Origin of the sequence: Pseudoxanthomonas yeongjuensis (assembly GCF_010093345.1) — a bacterium.
Classification (GTDB): domain Bacteria; phylum Pseudomonadota; class Gammaproteobacteria; order Xanthomonadales; family Xanthomonadaceae; genus Pseudoxanthomonas_A; species Pseudoxanthomonas_A yeongjuensis.
The window spans coordinates 243,533-258,945 of record NZ_PDWT01000001.1 but is presented as its reverse complement, the minus strand read 5'-3'; the positions used below and the strand labels follow the sequence as shown (position 1 = coordinate 258,945).

The following is a 15,413-nucleotide window of genomic DNA, read 5'->3' as shown; positions in this document are numbered from 1 at the left end:
CTACCACTGGTAACGCGCCGTGGCGGTGACGTTGCGGGCGTAGCCGTAATAGCACCAGTACACCGCGTTGCAGGCGCTGATGTATTCCTTGTCGGTGACGTTCTGCGCGTTCAATTGCAGGCGCCAGTTGCCGAAGTCGTAATGCACGGCGGCATCGAAGACCGTGTACGACGGCGTCCGCCACAGGTTGGGGGCATCGCCGTAATGCTCGCCGGTGTAGCGCACGCCGGCGCCGAAGCCCAGCCCGGAGAGCGCGCCTTCGGTGATCGTGTAGTCGCCGCCCGCCGACGCGGCGTGCCTGGGCTGCAACGCGATCTGCTTGCCCAGCGTGTCCGCCACGGTCGTTTTCGTCACTTCCGAATCGATGTACGCGTACGCGCCATACAGGCTCAGGCCGCGACCGACGTTCCAGCGACCCTCGAGCTCGGCGCCGCGGACCCGGGTTTCGCCTTGCTGGATCTGGAACAGGGTGTGCTCCGGGTCGACCGTGAGGGTGTTTTCCTGGGTGATCTGGTACAGCGCCAGCGTGGCCAGCAGGTTGCCGCCCGCGGGCTGGTACTTGAGGCCCAGTTCGACCTGTTCGCCCGAGGTGGGCACGAACGCACTGCCACCGCGATCCGGATGCTCGGTGCCGATGGTGGCCTGGAACGACTGCGACCAGCCCACATAGGGCGCGAAGCCGTTGTCGAACAGGTAGTTCACGCCAACGCGCGCCGAAAACTTGTCGTCGCTCTGGTGGCTGCCGTTGCTGTCCGTGCCGACCCAGTCCTGGCGACCGCCGACGGTGACGACCCAGCGGTCTATCTTCATCTGGTCCTGCACGTACAGGCCCACCTGCGATTGCGTCTGCCGCGTGCCGGCCGTGGTCGCCGGATCGAAATCGGGCGCCAGGTCCGGCATCGACCCATAGACCGGATTGAACACATCCAGCGAAGTCGCGGCGAACACGAAGTTGGAATCGTAGCTGTAGCGCGAACGGCGGTAATCCAGCCCGGCCAGCAGCGTGTGTTGCACGCGGTCGCCGAAATGCCATTGCAGGTTGTTGTCGACGCCCAGCGTCTTCTCGTCCTCGCGGGTGGACCACAGGTAGCGGAACAGGTTGCGCTGGTCGGCCAGCAATCCGAATGCACCGACCGCCACGTTCGGGTCGACCTCGGCCGTACCGTAGCGCAGGCTCTGCTGGAAGATCGTGCCGGCGCCGAAGTCGTGCTGGAACCCGTAGCCGAGCGACTTCAGCGTCTTCACGTAATCGTTGGCGTTGGGCTCGCCGGTGAAGCGGTTGGTGGGGATCCTGCCGTTGGGATTCGGCAGCAAAGTGCCTTCGGCCGGCAGGAAGCCCGCGCCCGACTTGGTGTCCGCCTTCTGGTAACGCGCCAGCACGGTGAAGCTGTTGGCATCATCCGGCTTCCAGGTCAGCGCCGGGGCCAGGAAATAACGGTCGTCGTGGATATAGTCGACCGAGGTATCGCTGTTGCGGGCTAGGCCGGTCAGCCGGTACAGGAGCGTGCCACTGTCGTTCAAGGGCCCGCCGAAGTCGAAGGCCAGTTGCCGCATGTCGTCGCTGCCCACCTGCGCTTCGACTTCATGCAAGGGCGCTTCGACCGGACGCTTGCTGACATAGTTGACCAGGCCGCCGGGCGGCATCGCCCCGTAGTTGACCGAGGCCGGTCCCTTCAGCACTTCCACGCGCTCCAGGCCGTAGGGCTCGATGCGGGTGATGCCGGTTCCCGAACCTTCCGGCAACGCCAGCCCATCCATGTAGCGCGCCGGGGTGAAGCCGCGCACCAGCAGCCAGTCGCTGCGGCTGTCGGTGCCGTAACCGCCGCCCTGCGCGCCGGCGGTGAACCACACCGCTTCTTCCACGCCATGGATGCCGCGGTCGCGCATCTGCCGGTCGGTGATCACCGAAATGGACTGCGGAATCTCGGCGATCCGGGTGCCGGTCCTGGTCGCCGTGCCGCTTTCCCTGGCGATGGGAGCGGTGACCTCGACCCGGTCCAGCGTGGTCGCGTCGACTTCGATACCGCTTTCCTGCGCAGCCAGAGGCAGCGAAAAGGCGGAAGAAAAAGCCAACGTCAGTCCCAGGTCCCGGTACAGGCGGGTACGGGAATACGGGGAAAACAAGGATGGGTAAGGCATGGGAACCTGCAGTTCTGGCGAATCGTGGGCAGCTGCAAGACCGCTCGCAGGGCGGTGGACGCAACCGGAAGGTATCGCCGCCCGTGGCGAAGGCTGGGGTGACGCGACAGATAAGAATGATTCTTATCTTAGAGACCAATGCCCTGTTCAGCAAGACACGACGGCCTCGATGTTTGTGGGAGGGGCGTAAGCCCCGATGCTCCTGCTTCAAAGCCTTCGGGGCTGACGCCCCTCCCACAGAAGCTTCAGCCCGCGCCGGAAGACCTGCGCAGCGCCAGCTTGACCGGGATGGTCCGGCTTTCCGCGGGTTCGTTGTTGATCAGCGCCAGCAGGGTTTCCACCAGGATCCGGCCGGCCAGCTTGGTGTCCTGCTGCACGGTGGACAGGCTGGGATTGACGAAAGCGGCCAGCGGGATGTCGTCGAACCCGGCCACCGCCACGTCGTCGGGCACGCGCAGGCCACGCTCGTGCAAAGCCTTCATCGCGCCGATCGCGATCAGGTCGCTGGCCGCGAAGATGGCGTCGAACGGTTGGCCACGCGCCAGCAATTCCTGCGCGGCCTCGTAGCCGGATTGCTCGGCGGTCACCGCGTCCACCTGCAAGGCGGGCAGCACCCGCTGGTCTTCGCTCAGCAGCGCGTGGGCATAGCCGCGATAGCGCTCGAAGAATTCCGGATAGTGGTTCGAGGCATGGCCCAGGAAAGCGATGCTGCGCCGCCCCTGTCCGAGCAGGTGCGTGGTGATGTCGTGGCCGCCCTGGAAATTGTCGCAACCGATCGAAATGCCGGGCTGCCCGGGCAGCACCGCGCCCCAGCGCACGAAGTGCGTGCCCTGCTCGACCAGGCGTTCGAGCCGCGATTGCGACTCCAGGTAGTCCCCATAGCCCAGCAGGATCAGGCCGTCGGCCTTGTTGCTGTCCTCGTAGTCGGCCTGCCAGTTGGTCGACAGTTGCTGGAACGAGATCAGCAGGTCGTAACTCTGCAGCGCGCATGCGCGCGTGATCGAACCCAGCATCGACAGGAAGAAAGGGTTGATCTGCGAATCGTCGGGGGTGGGATCCTCGAAGAACAGCAACGCGATGGTCCCGGAGTGCTGGGTCCGCAGGTTGGAGGCGTTCTTGTCGACCTTGTAGTTCAGCTGCTCGGCGATGGCCTGGATGCGCTTGCGCGTTTCCTCGCTGACCATCGGGCTGCCACGCAGGGCACGCGACACCGTCGGCTGGGAAACCCCGGCCAGGTGCGCGATATCCAGCGAAGTCGCCTTGCCCTTGATCGTCATGGCGCCATGGTCGCAGAAACGCCCGGCATAGGCATGGCGCGCCGCACACCGCAGCCGCAGCCGCAGCGCTGCGGCCGCGCCATCAGCCGCGGGCGACGTATTCGCGAAAAACGCTGTAATCGGCGGCAATGGGATCGGCATGCGCCGGGCGCGCGAGCAACCCGGCCAATGCCGGCGGCACTTCCAGAGTGCGTCCGATCAAGGGCTCGACCACGCTTTCGAACTTGGCCGGATGCGCGGTCGCCGCGACCGCCCAATCGCCGGCGGCGCCCTGCCCGCGCAGGTCCTGCAGCACCTTCACCGCGGTCGCGGTATGCGGGCAGAACACTTCGCCATGGGCCTGGTAGCGCGCACGGATCGTGTCGCGGATCTGCCCGTCGTCCACGCTGGACGCGGTGAAGGCCGCGCGCAGGGCCGCGTCGTCGCCCCGGTAAAGCCAGCGCAGGCGTTCGAAATTGCTCGGCGCACCGACATCCATCGCGTTGGCGATGGTGGCGGCGCTGTCGGCGGGCGAATAGTCCGCGCCGGAGAAGAACTTCGGCAATACGTCGTTGGCGTTGGTCGCCAGCACGATGCGGCCCAGCGGCACGCCCAGCGCGCGCGCGATGATCGCGGCCATGGCATTGCCGAGGTTGCCGGTGGGAATGACGAAATTCAGCGCTTCGCCGGTGGCGCGCTTATGCGCCAGCGCCGCATGCGCGTAATAGCTCATCTGCGGCAACAGGCGGCCCAGGCTGATGCTGTTGGCCGAGCTCATCGGCGCCTGCGCCTGCAGCGCCGCGTCGTTGAGCGCGCGCTTGACCAGGGCCTGGCAATCGTCGAACGAACCGGCCACGCGCAACGCGGTGATGTTGTCGCCGAAACAGCCCAGCTGATGCGCCTGGCGCGGCGACACCCGGCCATCGGGATAAAGCACGATGACCCGCAGTCCGGGCCGGTTGTGGAACGCGGCGGCGACGGCGGCGCCGGTATCGCCGGAGGTGGCCACCAGGATGGTCAGCGGACGATCTTCCTGTTTGCGCAAGCGGGTCAGGCAGGCAGCGAGGAAACGCGCGCCGAAATCCTTGAAGGCTGCCGTGGGGCCATGGAACAACTCGAGCACGTGATCGTCCGGCGTCGCCAGCGGCAGCATCGGCGCGGGGAAGTCGAAGGCTTCCCGGCAGATCGCAGGCAACGCATCGGCCAGCGCATCGCCGGCGAAGAACGGAGCGATGAGCAGCGCGGCGGTGTCGGCCAGGTCGCTGCCGAGTTCCAGAGGGCGCGCGGAGGGCAACGTCTCCGGCACGTACAGCCCGCCATCGGGCGCGAGGCCGGCGGCGATGGCCTGACTGAGGGTGGTTGCGGGGGAATTGTCGCGGGTGGAGATGAAGTTCATGGTTGGTCGTTGATCCGTTTCTTCCCTTCTCCCACCGGGAGAAGGTGCCCGAAGGGCGGATGAGGGAAGGAGAATGATGTGCTGCGGTAGCCAGATGCGCCGGAAAGTACAGTCCCTCATCCGTCGCTTCGCGCCACCCTCTCCCCGCGGGAGAAGGAACAGCTAAAGCACCTTCGCCCCCGCACTATTGATCGGCGACACCCAGGCCTGGCTGCCGAATCCTGCGGCGGCGAACGCGGCCTGGATCGCAGGCGCAGCCGCTTCGGCCTGCAACCGTGTCTCGAACCAGCCGAACACGCTGGGGCCCGCGCCGGAAATGCTCGCGCCCATCGCGCCCGCCTGCAGCGCCGCGCGCTTGGCCGCATCGAAACCGGCGATCAGCGGCGCGCGCCTCGGTTCGACCAGCACGTCCTGCAATCCCGCACGCACCAGCGCCGCATCGCCGGCATGGCAGCCCGCCAGCACCAGCGCCAGATTGGCCGACTGCGCCACGAATTCGCCCAACGCGTAATGACCCTTGAGCGCTCCGCGTGCGCGCCGCGTTTCCAGGATCGCATCGGGATGCACCAGCACGCTGTGCCACGCATCGGGCACCGGAATCCTGACCAGTCGCTCGGCCGTGGACAGGACCAGTCCGCCCAGCAGCATTGGACCGAGGTTGTCGCCGTGGCGACCGCCGCTGGCGACGGCTTCGCCGGTCAGCGCGAACGGATACAGCGCTTCCCGCGACAACGGCGTCTCCAGCAATTCGTTGGCCGCTACCAGCGCGGCCACGCAGGAAGCCGCGGAACCGCCCATCCCCGAACCCAGCGGGATGCCCTTGTCGATCTCGATCTCGAAACCGAACGGCAACTCCAGCGCTTCGCGCAAGGCGATCAGGGAAGCACCGGCGGTATTGCCCGGCGCATCCATCGGCAGATCGATCGTCGCACCGCGGATCGCGGCGATGCGCACTTCCGACGCGTCGATGCGACGCACGGTGACGGTATCGCCGACACCTTCGATTACGTGACCAAGAATGTCGAAGCCGACGCCGACGTTGCCGACCGAGGCGGGCGAGAAGGCGGTTGCCGTGATCTTCATGCGCAGCCTCTTCCGACAAAGGCATTTGCACGCGGATCAAATCCGAAAAGAGCGGATAGAGCATTCTTTGCAGATGTCACGAGCGCTTCATATCCCATCGTTTTATCCGCTTTATCCGCCTTCATCCGTCCTGATCCGCGTCTAAAAACATGCCTCGACAAGCTCACAGCTTCGCCCCCTGCCCCGCAGCGACGCGTAATAGATCGGCGAACACGCCGGCTGCGGTGACTTCCGGGCCGGCGCCCGGGCCCTGCACGATGAGTGGATTGTCGCAGTAGCGGCGGGTGGTGAACTGGACGATGTTGTCGGTCAGGCGCAGGTTGGCGAAGGCGTGGTCCTTGGGCAATTCGACCAGGCCGACGCTGGCATGGCCTTCGGCATCCAGCCTGGCCACGTAGCGCAGCACCTGGCCGCTTGCGCCCGCCTTCGCCAGCCGGTCGGCGAACTGCGCATCCACTTCGCCCAGCCGCGCCATGAAGTCGTCGACACTGGCCTCGCGCAGGGAAGCCGGGACCAGGCTCTCGACCACGACATCGTCCAGGTTCAAGGTACGTCCCGCTTCACGTGCAAGGATCACCAGTTTACGGGCGACATCGGTACCGGAAAGATCGTCGCGCGGATCCGGCTCGGTGTAGCCCAGTCCGCGCGCCTCGGCGACCAGTTGCGAGAACGGCACGCTGCCGTCGAAACGGTTGAACAACCACGCCAGGGTGCCGGAGAAGATGCCTTCCACCGACAGCACGGTATCGCCGGTGTCGACCAGATCGCGCAGGGTCGAGATCACCGGCAGGCCCGCGCACACCGTGGCCTCGTAGCGGAAGCGCGCGCCACTGGCGGCAGCGGCTTCGCGGATCGCGTCGTAGCGTGCATCCGGGCCGGCACCGGCCTGCTTGTTCGGCGTGACCACGTGGATGCCTGCGGCCAGCCAGTCGGCATAACGGTCGGCCACCAACGGGCTGGCGCTGCAATCGACGATCACCAGGTGCGGCAAATGCGAGCCGACCAGGTGCGCGGTGAAGGCATCCAGGTCCAGCGCCTGGCTTGCGCAGGCGAAACGCTCGCGCCAGTCGCCGCTGATGCCGCGTTCGTCCAGCAACATCTTCTTGCTGGAGGCGATGGCGCGCAGGCGCAGGTCCAGGTTGGCCTTGCCCAGCAGCTGCGGTTGCGCGGCGCGCAGCTGATCGAGCAAGGCGGCGCCGACATTGCCCGGGCCGATCACCCCGACCGCGAAGGTCTGCGGCGACAACCAGAAACCCGCATGCGCGGCGCGCAGGGCCTTGGTCGCATCGGCGCCGTCGATGGCCACGGAGATGTTGCGCTCCGAGGAACCCTGGGCGATGGCCAGGATGTTCACCCGCGCGCGGCCCAGCGATTCGAACAGGCGCGCGGCGACGCCCGGCTGTCCGGCCATGCCGTCGCCGACCGCGGCCAGCACGCTGACGCCTTCGGTGAGTTGCACGCGCTGGATCTGGCCGATGTTGAGCTCGTGCGCGAACGCGGTAAGCAACGCGGCCTGGGCGCGCCGCGATTCGGCCGCGCGCACCACGCAACAGATCGAGTGTTCCGAAGAGCCCTGCGAGATCATCACCACCGATACGCGCGCTTCGCGCAATGCCGCGAACACCCGCTCGGCGGTACCGGGGACGCCGATCAGGCCGGTGCCCTCCAGGTTCAGCACCGCCAGGTCGGCGCTCAGGGTCAGGCCCTTCACCGGGCCGGCGACATCGCGTTCGGCGGTGATGCGGGTGCCGGGATGCTCGGGGTGGAAGGTGTTGCGGATGATGATCGGCAGGCCGCGCTCTATCGCCGGCGACATGGTCTGCGGGTGCACGACCTTGGCCCCGAAGTAGGCCAGTTCGCAGGCTTCGTCGTAGCTGAGCGCGCTAAGCTGCACCGCTTCGGGCACCACCCGCGGATCGGCGGAGAGCACGCCATCGACATCGGTCCAGATGTGCAGTTCGGCGGCGTCGAACAAGGCCGCGAAGATCGCGCCGCTGTAGTCGCTGCCGTTGCGGCCCAGGGTGGTCAGGCGGTCCTGGCGGTCGCGCGCCACGAAACCGGTGACGACCACGCGACGCTGAGGATTACGGGCCCGCCAACCGGCCAGGCGCGAGGCGCTGGTTTCCCAGTCCACTTCCACGCCCAGGTCGCTGCGGTCCACCACCAGCACTTCGCGCGCGTCGAGCACCGCGCAGTCCTCGCCCTTCGATTTCAGGTAGTCGCCGAGCAATCGCGCCGAACAGACTTCGCCCAGTCCCTGCACCCGGTCCAGCACCTCGCGCGGCAGTTCGCCGATCACCGACAGCGCGGCCAGGATCTCGGCCAGCTTGTCGAAGCGTTCGTCCAGCCATTCGAGCGTGGCGCCGGAATTTTCGCCCAGCAGCGAGACCACCGCGCCGCGATGGCGCGCGCGCAGTTCATGCCAGGGTTCGCGCCATTCGCTGCGGCTGGCCGAAGCCACTTCGCACAGCCTGATCAGGGCATCGGTCACGCCCTTCATCGCCGATACCACGGTGACCTGCACCTCCTCGTCGCGCGCCAGCAGCAGTCCGGCGACATGCCGGTAGCGATCGGCATCGGCGACGGAAGTGCCGCCGAACTTGTGCACGATGGTGCGTGGAGTAGACCCGGTTGATTGCGCTGCGGACGACATAAAGCGAAGAACCTCTGGGTGAGGTCACCGCTCGGGCCAGGATCCGGGTTCCCCCGCCTCCTGATCCGGGTGCGGGGACGTGGTTTGCGAGACTTACGCGAACACGATCCACCGCCCCCCGGTAATCGGGGTAGTGGCGGTGGTAATGCGGCCAAGGCCGGAACCGGCATGCGCGCGCGACGCGACCGGGAGGGTCGTCGTGCGAAGCGATGCGAGGTCGGCGAAGGAAGGCATGCGCCTAGAGGACATGAATACGCGGGCGGCTGTCAAGTGCTGCAGTGCGACAAGCCGCAATTTTACAAGTTGCCCATGAAACTAAAGATGGTGACCCCGGCGCGATTCGAACGCACGACCTGTCCCTTAGGAGGGGACCGCTCTATCCAGCTGAGCTACGGGGCCATGGGTAAATTGTAGCGGTTGGTGATTGCGAGTTGGTGCTTCGGGAACAGCAAGCCATCGAGACCCCCCGTAGGAGCGGGCCTTGCCCGCGATGCTCTTCCTCACGCCGCGATAAGCCCGACGAAGATCATCGCGCTCGACGGAGAGCATCGCGGGCAAGGCCCGCTCCTACGCAACCTCCAACCCCCTGCCCCAGCGCCGTGCTACCTTTCCAAAGCCGGTCCGCGCGTGTTGCTGGCCGGCATCGGGGGGCTTCATCGGGGGAAATCGGGAGCCTGTGGCGCGTTGCGCCGCCCGGCTCCCGTCGCGGCGGCGTTGCGCGAAGCCCTTCAGCTGTCAGGAGTCGTACTGCATGTGTCCCAGCAAGGTCGCCGATGGTGGCGAAAGAGGTTGGATCGTTCCCATCGGCGGCGCCGAGAACAAGGAAGACAACCCCCGCATCCTCAAGCGTTTCCTCGGCCTTTGCGGCGGCCGGGACGCCAATATCGTGGTCATTCCCACGGCCAGCCAGCTGGCTGAAACCGGTCCCCGCTACGAGGCGATCTTCGAAGGCCTGGGTGCCGCCAGTGTCGACGTGATCGATTTCGACACCCGCCGCGACTGCCAGGAAGCCAACCGCCTGGCCCGGATCGAGCGCGCCAGCGGGATCTTCTTCACCGGCGGCAACCAGTTGCGCCTGTCCACCATCCTCGGCGGCACCCCGGCGGCCAAGCTCGTCCGCGAGCGCAATGCCGCCGGCGTCACCGTGGGCGGGACCAGCGCCGGCGCCAGCATCCTCAGCGAGCACATGATCGGCTTCGGCAAGGAAGGCTCCTCGCCGCAGGCCGACAGCGTGCGCCTGGCCCCGGGCCTGGGCCTGACCAACCGCTTCGTCATCGACCAGCATTTCCGCCAACGCGACCGCCTCGGCCGGCTGGTCGCGGCACTGGCCTACAACCCGTTCGCCATCGGCGTCGGCCTGGACGAGGACACCGCCGCCTTCATCGGCCCGGACAACACCCTGGAAGTGGAAGGCAGCGGCGCGGTCACCGTGGTCGATGCCGACGGACTCACTTTCTCCTCCATGGCCCAGGTGCGCGAGGACGAGCCGGTCTGCCTGCTCGGCCTGACCGTGCATATCCTGGTCGCGGGCGCTACCTTCAACCTGCATACGCGCAAGGCTTCGGCCGGTTCGCTCGCCCTTTCCAAATCCAGCTAGTCCCGTATCCACAAGATTGTTCCCATGATCAAGAGGCAAGGCATGCGCATCCTCGAACGCTCCGTCTACGTCGGCCCCTCGCAATACGCCCACTTCCCGGTGATCCGCCTGGAGCTGGACCTGCAGGCGCTGGAGGCATGGCCCACCGGCAAGCTGGGCGCTGCGTTCGTCGATGGCCTGGTCGCCGCCCTGCCCGGCCTGGCCGAGCACGGCTGCTCCTACCGCGAACCCGGCGGCTTCATCCGCCGCATGCGCGAGGGCGAAGGCACCTGGCTGGGCCATGTACTGGAACACGTCGCCATCGAACTGCAGAACGTGGCCGGCGAAAACGTCACCTTCGGCAAGACCCGCAGCGTCGGCGACGACCGTCCCGGCGTGTACAGCGTGGTCTACGAATACGCGCAGAAGGAAGAAGGCATCGCCGCCGGCGAACTGGCGCTGAAGCTGCTTTCTTCGCTGCTTCCGGTCGAGATCAGGCCCAGCGGCAGTGTGCCGGAGGACTGGAACTGGGATACCGCGCTCGTCGATTTCATCCGTTACGCCCAGCGCCGCGCGCTCGGTCCATCCACCGCTTCGCTGGTACGTGCGGCCGAGGAACGCGGCATCCCGTGGCTGCGCCTCAACCAGCAGTCGCTGATCCAGTTCGGCCATGGCAAGTACCAGCAACGCATCCAGGCCACGGTCACCGGCAAGACCTCGCACATCGCCGTGGAACTGGCCAGCGACAAGGAGGAAACCAACAAGATCCTCGGCTCGCTCGGCCTGCCGGTGCCGCGCCAGGAACTGGTCAGCGATGCCACCGGCGCGCTGCGCGCGGCGAAGAAGCTCGGCGGCACCGTGGTCACCAAGCCGTACAACGGCAACCACGGCCGCGGCATCACCATCAACATCTCCGGCGACGACGAAATCCGCGAGGGCTTCGCCGCGGCGCGCGAACATTCGCGCTCGGTCATCGTCGAAACCTATATCGGCGGCGACGACCATCGCCTGCTGGTGATCAATGGCGAGTTGATCGCCGCGACCAAGCGCACGCCCGGGCACGTGGTGGGCGATGGCAAGAGCGACATCGTCGAACTGGTGGACATCGTCAATTCGGATCCGCGCCGCGGCGTCGGCCACGAAAAGGTGCTGACCCAACTGGAACTGGATGCGCAGGCCGACCTGATGCTGGAGCGTGTCGGCTACAACCACTTCTCCGTGCCCAAGGAAGGCGAAATCGTCTATTTGCGCTCCACCGCCAACCTTTCCACCGGCGGCACCGCCACCGACGTCACCGACATCATCCACCCCGACAACCGCGACATGGCGGTGCGCGCGGTGCGCGCGATCGGCCTGGACGTGGGCGGCGTGGATTTCATTTCCCCCAACATCGCCGAGAGCTACCGGTCGGTCGGCGGCGGCATCTGCGAAATCAACGCCGCGCCCGGCTTCCGCATGCACGTGGCGCCCAGCGAAGGCACCCCGCGCGACGCCGCCGGCCCGGTGATCGACATGCTGTTCCCGCCGGGCACGCCGGCGCGCGTGCCGATCGCCGCGATCACCGGCACCAACGGCAAGACCACCACCGCGCGCATGCTGGCGCACATCGCCAAGATGGCCGGCTACACCCCGGGCCTGACCACCACCGACGGCGTCTACATCGACGGCCAGCGCACCGTGGAAGGCGACATGACCGGCCCGGTATCGGCGCGGATGGTGCTGGCCGACCCGCAGATCGACCTGGCCGTGCTGGAAACCGCGCGTGGCGGCCTGCTGCGTTCGGGCATGGGCGTGCCGGAAGTCGACGTCGGCGCGGTGTTGAACGTGGCCTCCGACCACCTGGGCCTGAAAGGCATCGATACGCTGGAGCAACTGGCCGAGATCAAGCGCATCGTGGTCGAAGTGGCCAAGGACTGCGCGGTGCTCAACGCCGACGATCCCAACGTGCTGAAGATGTCCGCGTACACCGATGCGAAGACGATCTGCTACGTGACCATGAACCCGTCGCATGCGCTGGTCCGCGAACACATCCGCGCCAACGGCCGCGCCTGCGCGCTGGAGGCCGGGGTCAACGGCCACATGATCACCCTGTACGACAAGGGCAGCTACATCCCGTTGATGTGGACCCACCTGATCCCGGCCACGCTGGAGGGCCGCGCCCTGCACAACGTGCAGAACGCGATGGTCGCCGCGGCGATGGCGTTCTCGCTGGGGATCAAGCTCGACGCGATCCGCCAGGGCCTGCGCACCTTCGACACCACGTTCTTCCAGGCTCCCGGCCGCATGAACGTCTACAACGAGCATCCGTTCAAGGTGCTGATGGATTACGGCCACAACGCGCACGCGGTCGGGATGATGGCCGACCTGGCCCAGCGCCTGGATGTCACGGGACGACGCATCGTGGTGTTGGCCGGTCCCGGCGATCGCCGCGACGAGGATCTGCGCGCGATCGCCGAGGCGGTGGCCGGCAAGTTCGACCACTACGTGGTCCGCCGCGACGATTCCTTGCGCGGCCGCGACGGCGACGAAGTGCCGCGGATCATCGCCCGCGCCTTGCAGGCGCAAGGCGTTGCGGCCGAGGCGATGTCGATCATCCCCGACGAGCAGCAAGCCACCGATGCCGCCCTGCGCATGGGCCAGCCCGGCGACCTGATCCTGGTCTTCGCCGATGCGCTGACCCGTTCGTGGAAGCAGATCATCAAGTTCCAGCCGCAGGGCGAAATGGCGAAGGCCGCGCCCAGGGTCGAACTGCCTTCCCTGGAAACCTCGGCCGAGGACTCGCCGTTCGCGAGCATGGAAGGCGTGATCCGCGAGGAACGCGGGCTGGTGTTCGAACGCGAAGAAAGCGACTGAGCCTTCCGTGCTTCCCGAACCGTTCGAAGACTCGCGCCGCCTGACCGGCAGCAACCTGTATTTCAACGGCGCCGGCGCGGCGCTGGAGGCGGCGCGTGGACTGGCGTTCGATGAGGCCATGCTCGCGGCGTGGAAGAGGAACATCGGGACGGCACGCATGGCGCTCGGCTGGCCGGAGGAAAAGATCGTCCTCCGCCACCACCGCACTGGCGTCTCGCTCGCCTTCATCGCGCCCGTCGACCAGCTCTACACCGCCACCGAGGTCAATGAGTGGGCGTGGTGGTCGGCTGTTGCTTTTCCCTTCTCCCCCCGGGAGAAGGTGGCCGAAGGCCGGATGAGGGAAGAACCCATCAGTGGCGATGCAAGCCCCCGCCAGAAACTTCCCTTCGACCAGAAATCGCTGGATTTCATACGTGAATTGAGGAAGAACTCGACCGATGCCGAGCAACTCGTCTGGTCGTATGTGCGCGACCGTCGCTTGCATGATCAGAAATTCAGGCGTCAGAAGTCGCTTGGCCCTTACGTACTCGATTTCTACTGCCACGAATTGAAACTCGCGATCGAGCTGGATGGTGGACAGCACAATGAAGATGAACATCTGACTCCCGATAGTCGGCGTGATGCTTTTGTCGCAGGCAAGGGCATCACGACGCTGCGGTACTGGAATCACGATGTACTCGAACGGACTGAATACGTTCTGGCAGACCTATGGGAGCAAGTGCATGCGCGGGTAGCCAGCGATACGGTTACCGGAAGGTCCATTCCCTCATCCGCCCTTCGGGCACCTTCTCCCGGTGGGAGAAGGGAAATGCCAGAGCCATACCACTCACCTGGCCACGCTGCGGTCTGGGATGAGGAATCCGCGCTGCACACCCTGCGCGCGGCAGCAAAAGCGGAAGCACGGCCAGGACTGATCGAGCTCATGCAGGCCGCCGAAGCCCACCACCTGCCCTTCCTCGCCGACGACGACGAAGCGACCCTCGGCGAAGGCAACGGCAGCCGCAGCTGGTTCGTCGACGAATTGCCGTCGCCCGACACCGTGCCGTGGGGTGAGCTGCACGCGATCCCCACCGCACTGATCACCGGCTCCAACGGCAAGACCACCACCGTGCGCCTGCTGGCGGCGATGACCCGGGCGCATGGCTGGCGCACCGCGCACAGCTGCACCGATGGCGTGTATTTCGATGGCAAGGCGCTGGAGGCCGGCGATTTCTCCGGCCCCACCGGCGCCCGCACCGCGTTGCGCCAGGGCGAGGCGCAGGCCGCGATCCTGGAAACCGCGCGCGGCGGCATGCTCCGCCGCGGCCTGGCGGTCGCGCACGCCGATGCCGCCATCGTCACCAATATCGCCGCCGACCATTTCGGCGAATACGGCATCCACGACCTCGATGACCTCGCCTCGGTGAAGCTGGTCGTGGCCCGCGCCATCGATGACCGGGGAATGCTGGTGCTCAATGCCGACGACCCGGTCCTCGTCCGTCAGTCGAAGGTCCTGTCCTGCCCGCTGGGTTGGTTCGCGCTGGATTTCGACCTACCCGCACTGGCCGAGCATCGTCGACGGAGCGGCTCCACCTGCGGCGTTCGCGACGGACGCCTGTTGCTGCATTTCCACGGCATTACCCACGACCTGGGCGAAGTCGCGGCGATGCCGCTGACATTGGGCGGCCGGGCGGCCTACAACATCGCCAACCTGGCCGGCGCCGCACTGACCGGCGCGGCGCTGGGCATAGCTCCTGCCACGCTCGCCGCGGTAGCCGCCGGTTTCGGGCGCTCGCGGGCCGACAACCCCGGACGCCTGCAGCACTGGCGGTTCGGGACGACGGACGTATTCGTCGATTACGCCCACAACCCCGATGGCCTGCAGGGCCTGTTCGAGGCAGTGGACGCGCAAGGAAGGAAAGGCCGCCTGGCCCTGATCCTGGGCCACGCCGGCAATCGCGAAGACGCCGACCTGCGGGCGGTGGCTGCGACCGCAGCCGGCGCCCGCCCCGACCTGGTCATGCTGAAGAACATCGCCGGCTACGAGCGCGGCCGCGCTTCGGGCGAGGTCGCGGCCGTCATGCACGCGCGATTGCTGGAGGACGGAATACGACCGGAAGCCATCATCACCTGCCTGGACGAAGTCGAGGCCGCGCGCATTCCCCTGGCCTGGGCACGCGATGGCGACCTGCTGGTGCTGCCGATCCACGAAATGGACGCGCGCGAACAGGTCACGACGCTGCTGGACCGCATGGATGCCGCGGGCTGGCTGCCGGGAAGCCCACTGCCACTGTAGGAGCGGGCCTTGCCCGCGATGCTTTTGCTTCACCGGAACGAAGAGCATCGCGGGCAAGGCCCGCTCCTACAAAAAAAGCAAGGCCCGGCGCGCTTCCCCGGTCTGCTAAAATCGCCGCACTCTCGGCCGCGTTCCCCCGCTTCGCGGCCTTCCCCAAACATCCACATGGTTCCCAGGAGTTT

The 15,413-nt window shown here is 66.7% G+C and carries 8 protein-coding genes and 1 tRNA gene; 3 read left to right on the top strand and 6 right to left on the bottom strand.

Translation table 11 applies throughout. The features are described 5' to 3' along the window. From CSC74_RS01185 to CSC74_RS01160, 6 genes are all read right to left on the bottom strand, one after another. Positions 1-2,139: a TonB-dependent siderophore receptor gene (locus tag CSC74_RS01185; RefSeq protein WP_162312596.1), complete on the bottom strand. Its 2,139-nt coding sequence runs from the start codon at positions 2,137-2,139 to the stop codon at positions 1-3. Positions 2,140-2,384: 245 nt separating this feature from the next. Next, complete coding sequence (locus CSC74_RS01180; RefSeq protein WP_162312595.1) at positions 2,385-3,416, bottom strand: LacI family DNA-binding transcriptional regulator; 1,032 nt, start codon at positions 3,414-3,416, stop codon at positions 2,385-2,387. An 82-nt stretch (positions 3,417-3,498) separates the two neighbouring features. Beyond that, positions 3,499-4,791 (bottom strand): threonine synthase, encoded by a 1,293-nt coding sequence (gene thrC, locus CSC74_RS01175; RefSeq protein WP_162312594.1) that lies wholly within the window; start codon positions 4,789-4,791, stop codon positions 3,499-3,501. A gap of 162 nt (positions 4,792-4,953) precedes the next feature. After that, a complete protein-coding gene (locus CSC74_RS01170; protein ID WP_162312593.1) occupies positions 4,954-5,874 on the bottom strand; it encodes a homoserine kinase in 921 nt (306 codons plus the stop codon). Positions 5,875-6,037: 163 nt separating this feature from the next. Next, the gene (thrA, locus tag CSC74_RS01165; RefSeq protein ID WP_162312592.1) at positions 6,038-8,527 is read right to left on the bottom strand and encodes a bifunctional aspartate kinase/homoserine dehydrogenase I; all 2,490 of its coding nucleotides are present in this window, start codon (positions 8,525-8,527) and stop codon (positions 6,038-6,040) included. A gap of 322 nt (positions 8,528-8,849) precedes the next feature. Continuing rightward, positions 8,850-8,926: transfer RNA gene (locus CSC74_RS01160), tRNA-Arg, on the bottom strand. Positions 8,927-9,278: 352 nt separating this feature from the next. Here CSC74_RS01160 and CSC74_RS01155 point away from each other — a divergent pair. From CSC74_RS01155 to CSC74_RS17425, 3 genes are read left to right on the top strand one after another with little or no spacing between them, the layout of a single operon-like run. After that, positions 9,279-10,124: a cyanophycinase gene (locus CSC74_RS01155; protein ID WP_162312591.1), complete on the top strand. Its 846-nt coding sequence runs from the start codon at positions 9,279-9,281 to the stop codon at positions 10,122-10,124. Between the two features lie 24 nt (positions 10,125-10,148). Further along, complete coding sequence (gene cphA / locus CSC74_RS01150) at positions 10,149-12,956, top strand: cyanophycin synthetase (protein WP_246192897.1); 2,808 nt, start codon at positions 10,149-10,151, stop codon at positions 12,954-12,956. A gap of 7 nt (positions 12,957-12,963) precedes the next feature. Further along, positions 12,964-15,231 (top strand): DUF559 domain-containing protein, encoded by a 2,268-nt coding sequence (locus tag CSC74_RS17425; protein ID WP_162312590.1) that lies wholly within the window; start codon positions 12,964-12,966, stop codon positions 15,229-15,231. Positions 15,232-15,413 lie beyond the last annotated feature (182 nt).

Excerpts from the sequence above, each read along its gene's own strand:
- thrC (WP_162312594.1), bottom strand. The coding sequence starts at position 4,791 with ATGAACTTCATCTCCACCCGCGACAATTCCCCCGCAACCACCCTCAGT.
- thrA (WP_162312592.1), bottom strand. The coding sequence starts at position 8,527 with ATGTCGTCCGCAGCGCAATCAACCGGGTCTACTCCACGCACCATCGTG.
- CSC74_RS01155 (WP_162312591.1), top strand. The coding sequence starts at position 9,279 with ATGTGTCCCAGCAAGGTCGCCGATGGTGGCGAAAGAGGTTGGATCGTT.
- CSC74_RS01180 (WP_162312595.1), bottom strand. The coding sequence starts at position 3,416 with ATGACGATCAAGGGCAAGGCGACTTCGCTGGATATCGCGCACCTGGCC.
- cphA (WP_246192897.1), top strand. The coding sequence starts at position 10,149 with ATGATCAAGAGGCAAGGCATGCGCATCCTCGAACGCTCCGTCTACGTC.
- CSC74_RS01185 (WP_162312596.1), bottom strand. The coding sequence starts at position 2,139 with ATGCCTTACCCATCCTTGTTTTCCCCGTATTCCCGTACCCGCCTGTAC.
- CSC74_RS01170 (WP_162312593.1), bottom strand. The coding sequence starts at position 5,874 with ATGAAGATCACGGCAACCGCCTTCTCGCCCGCCTCGGTCGGCAACGTC.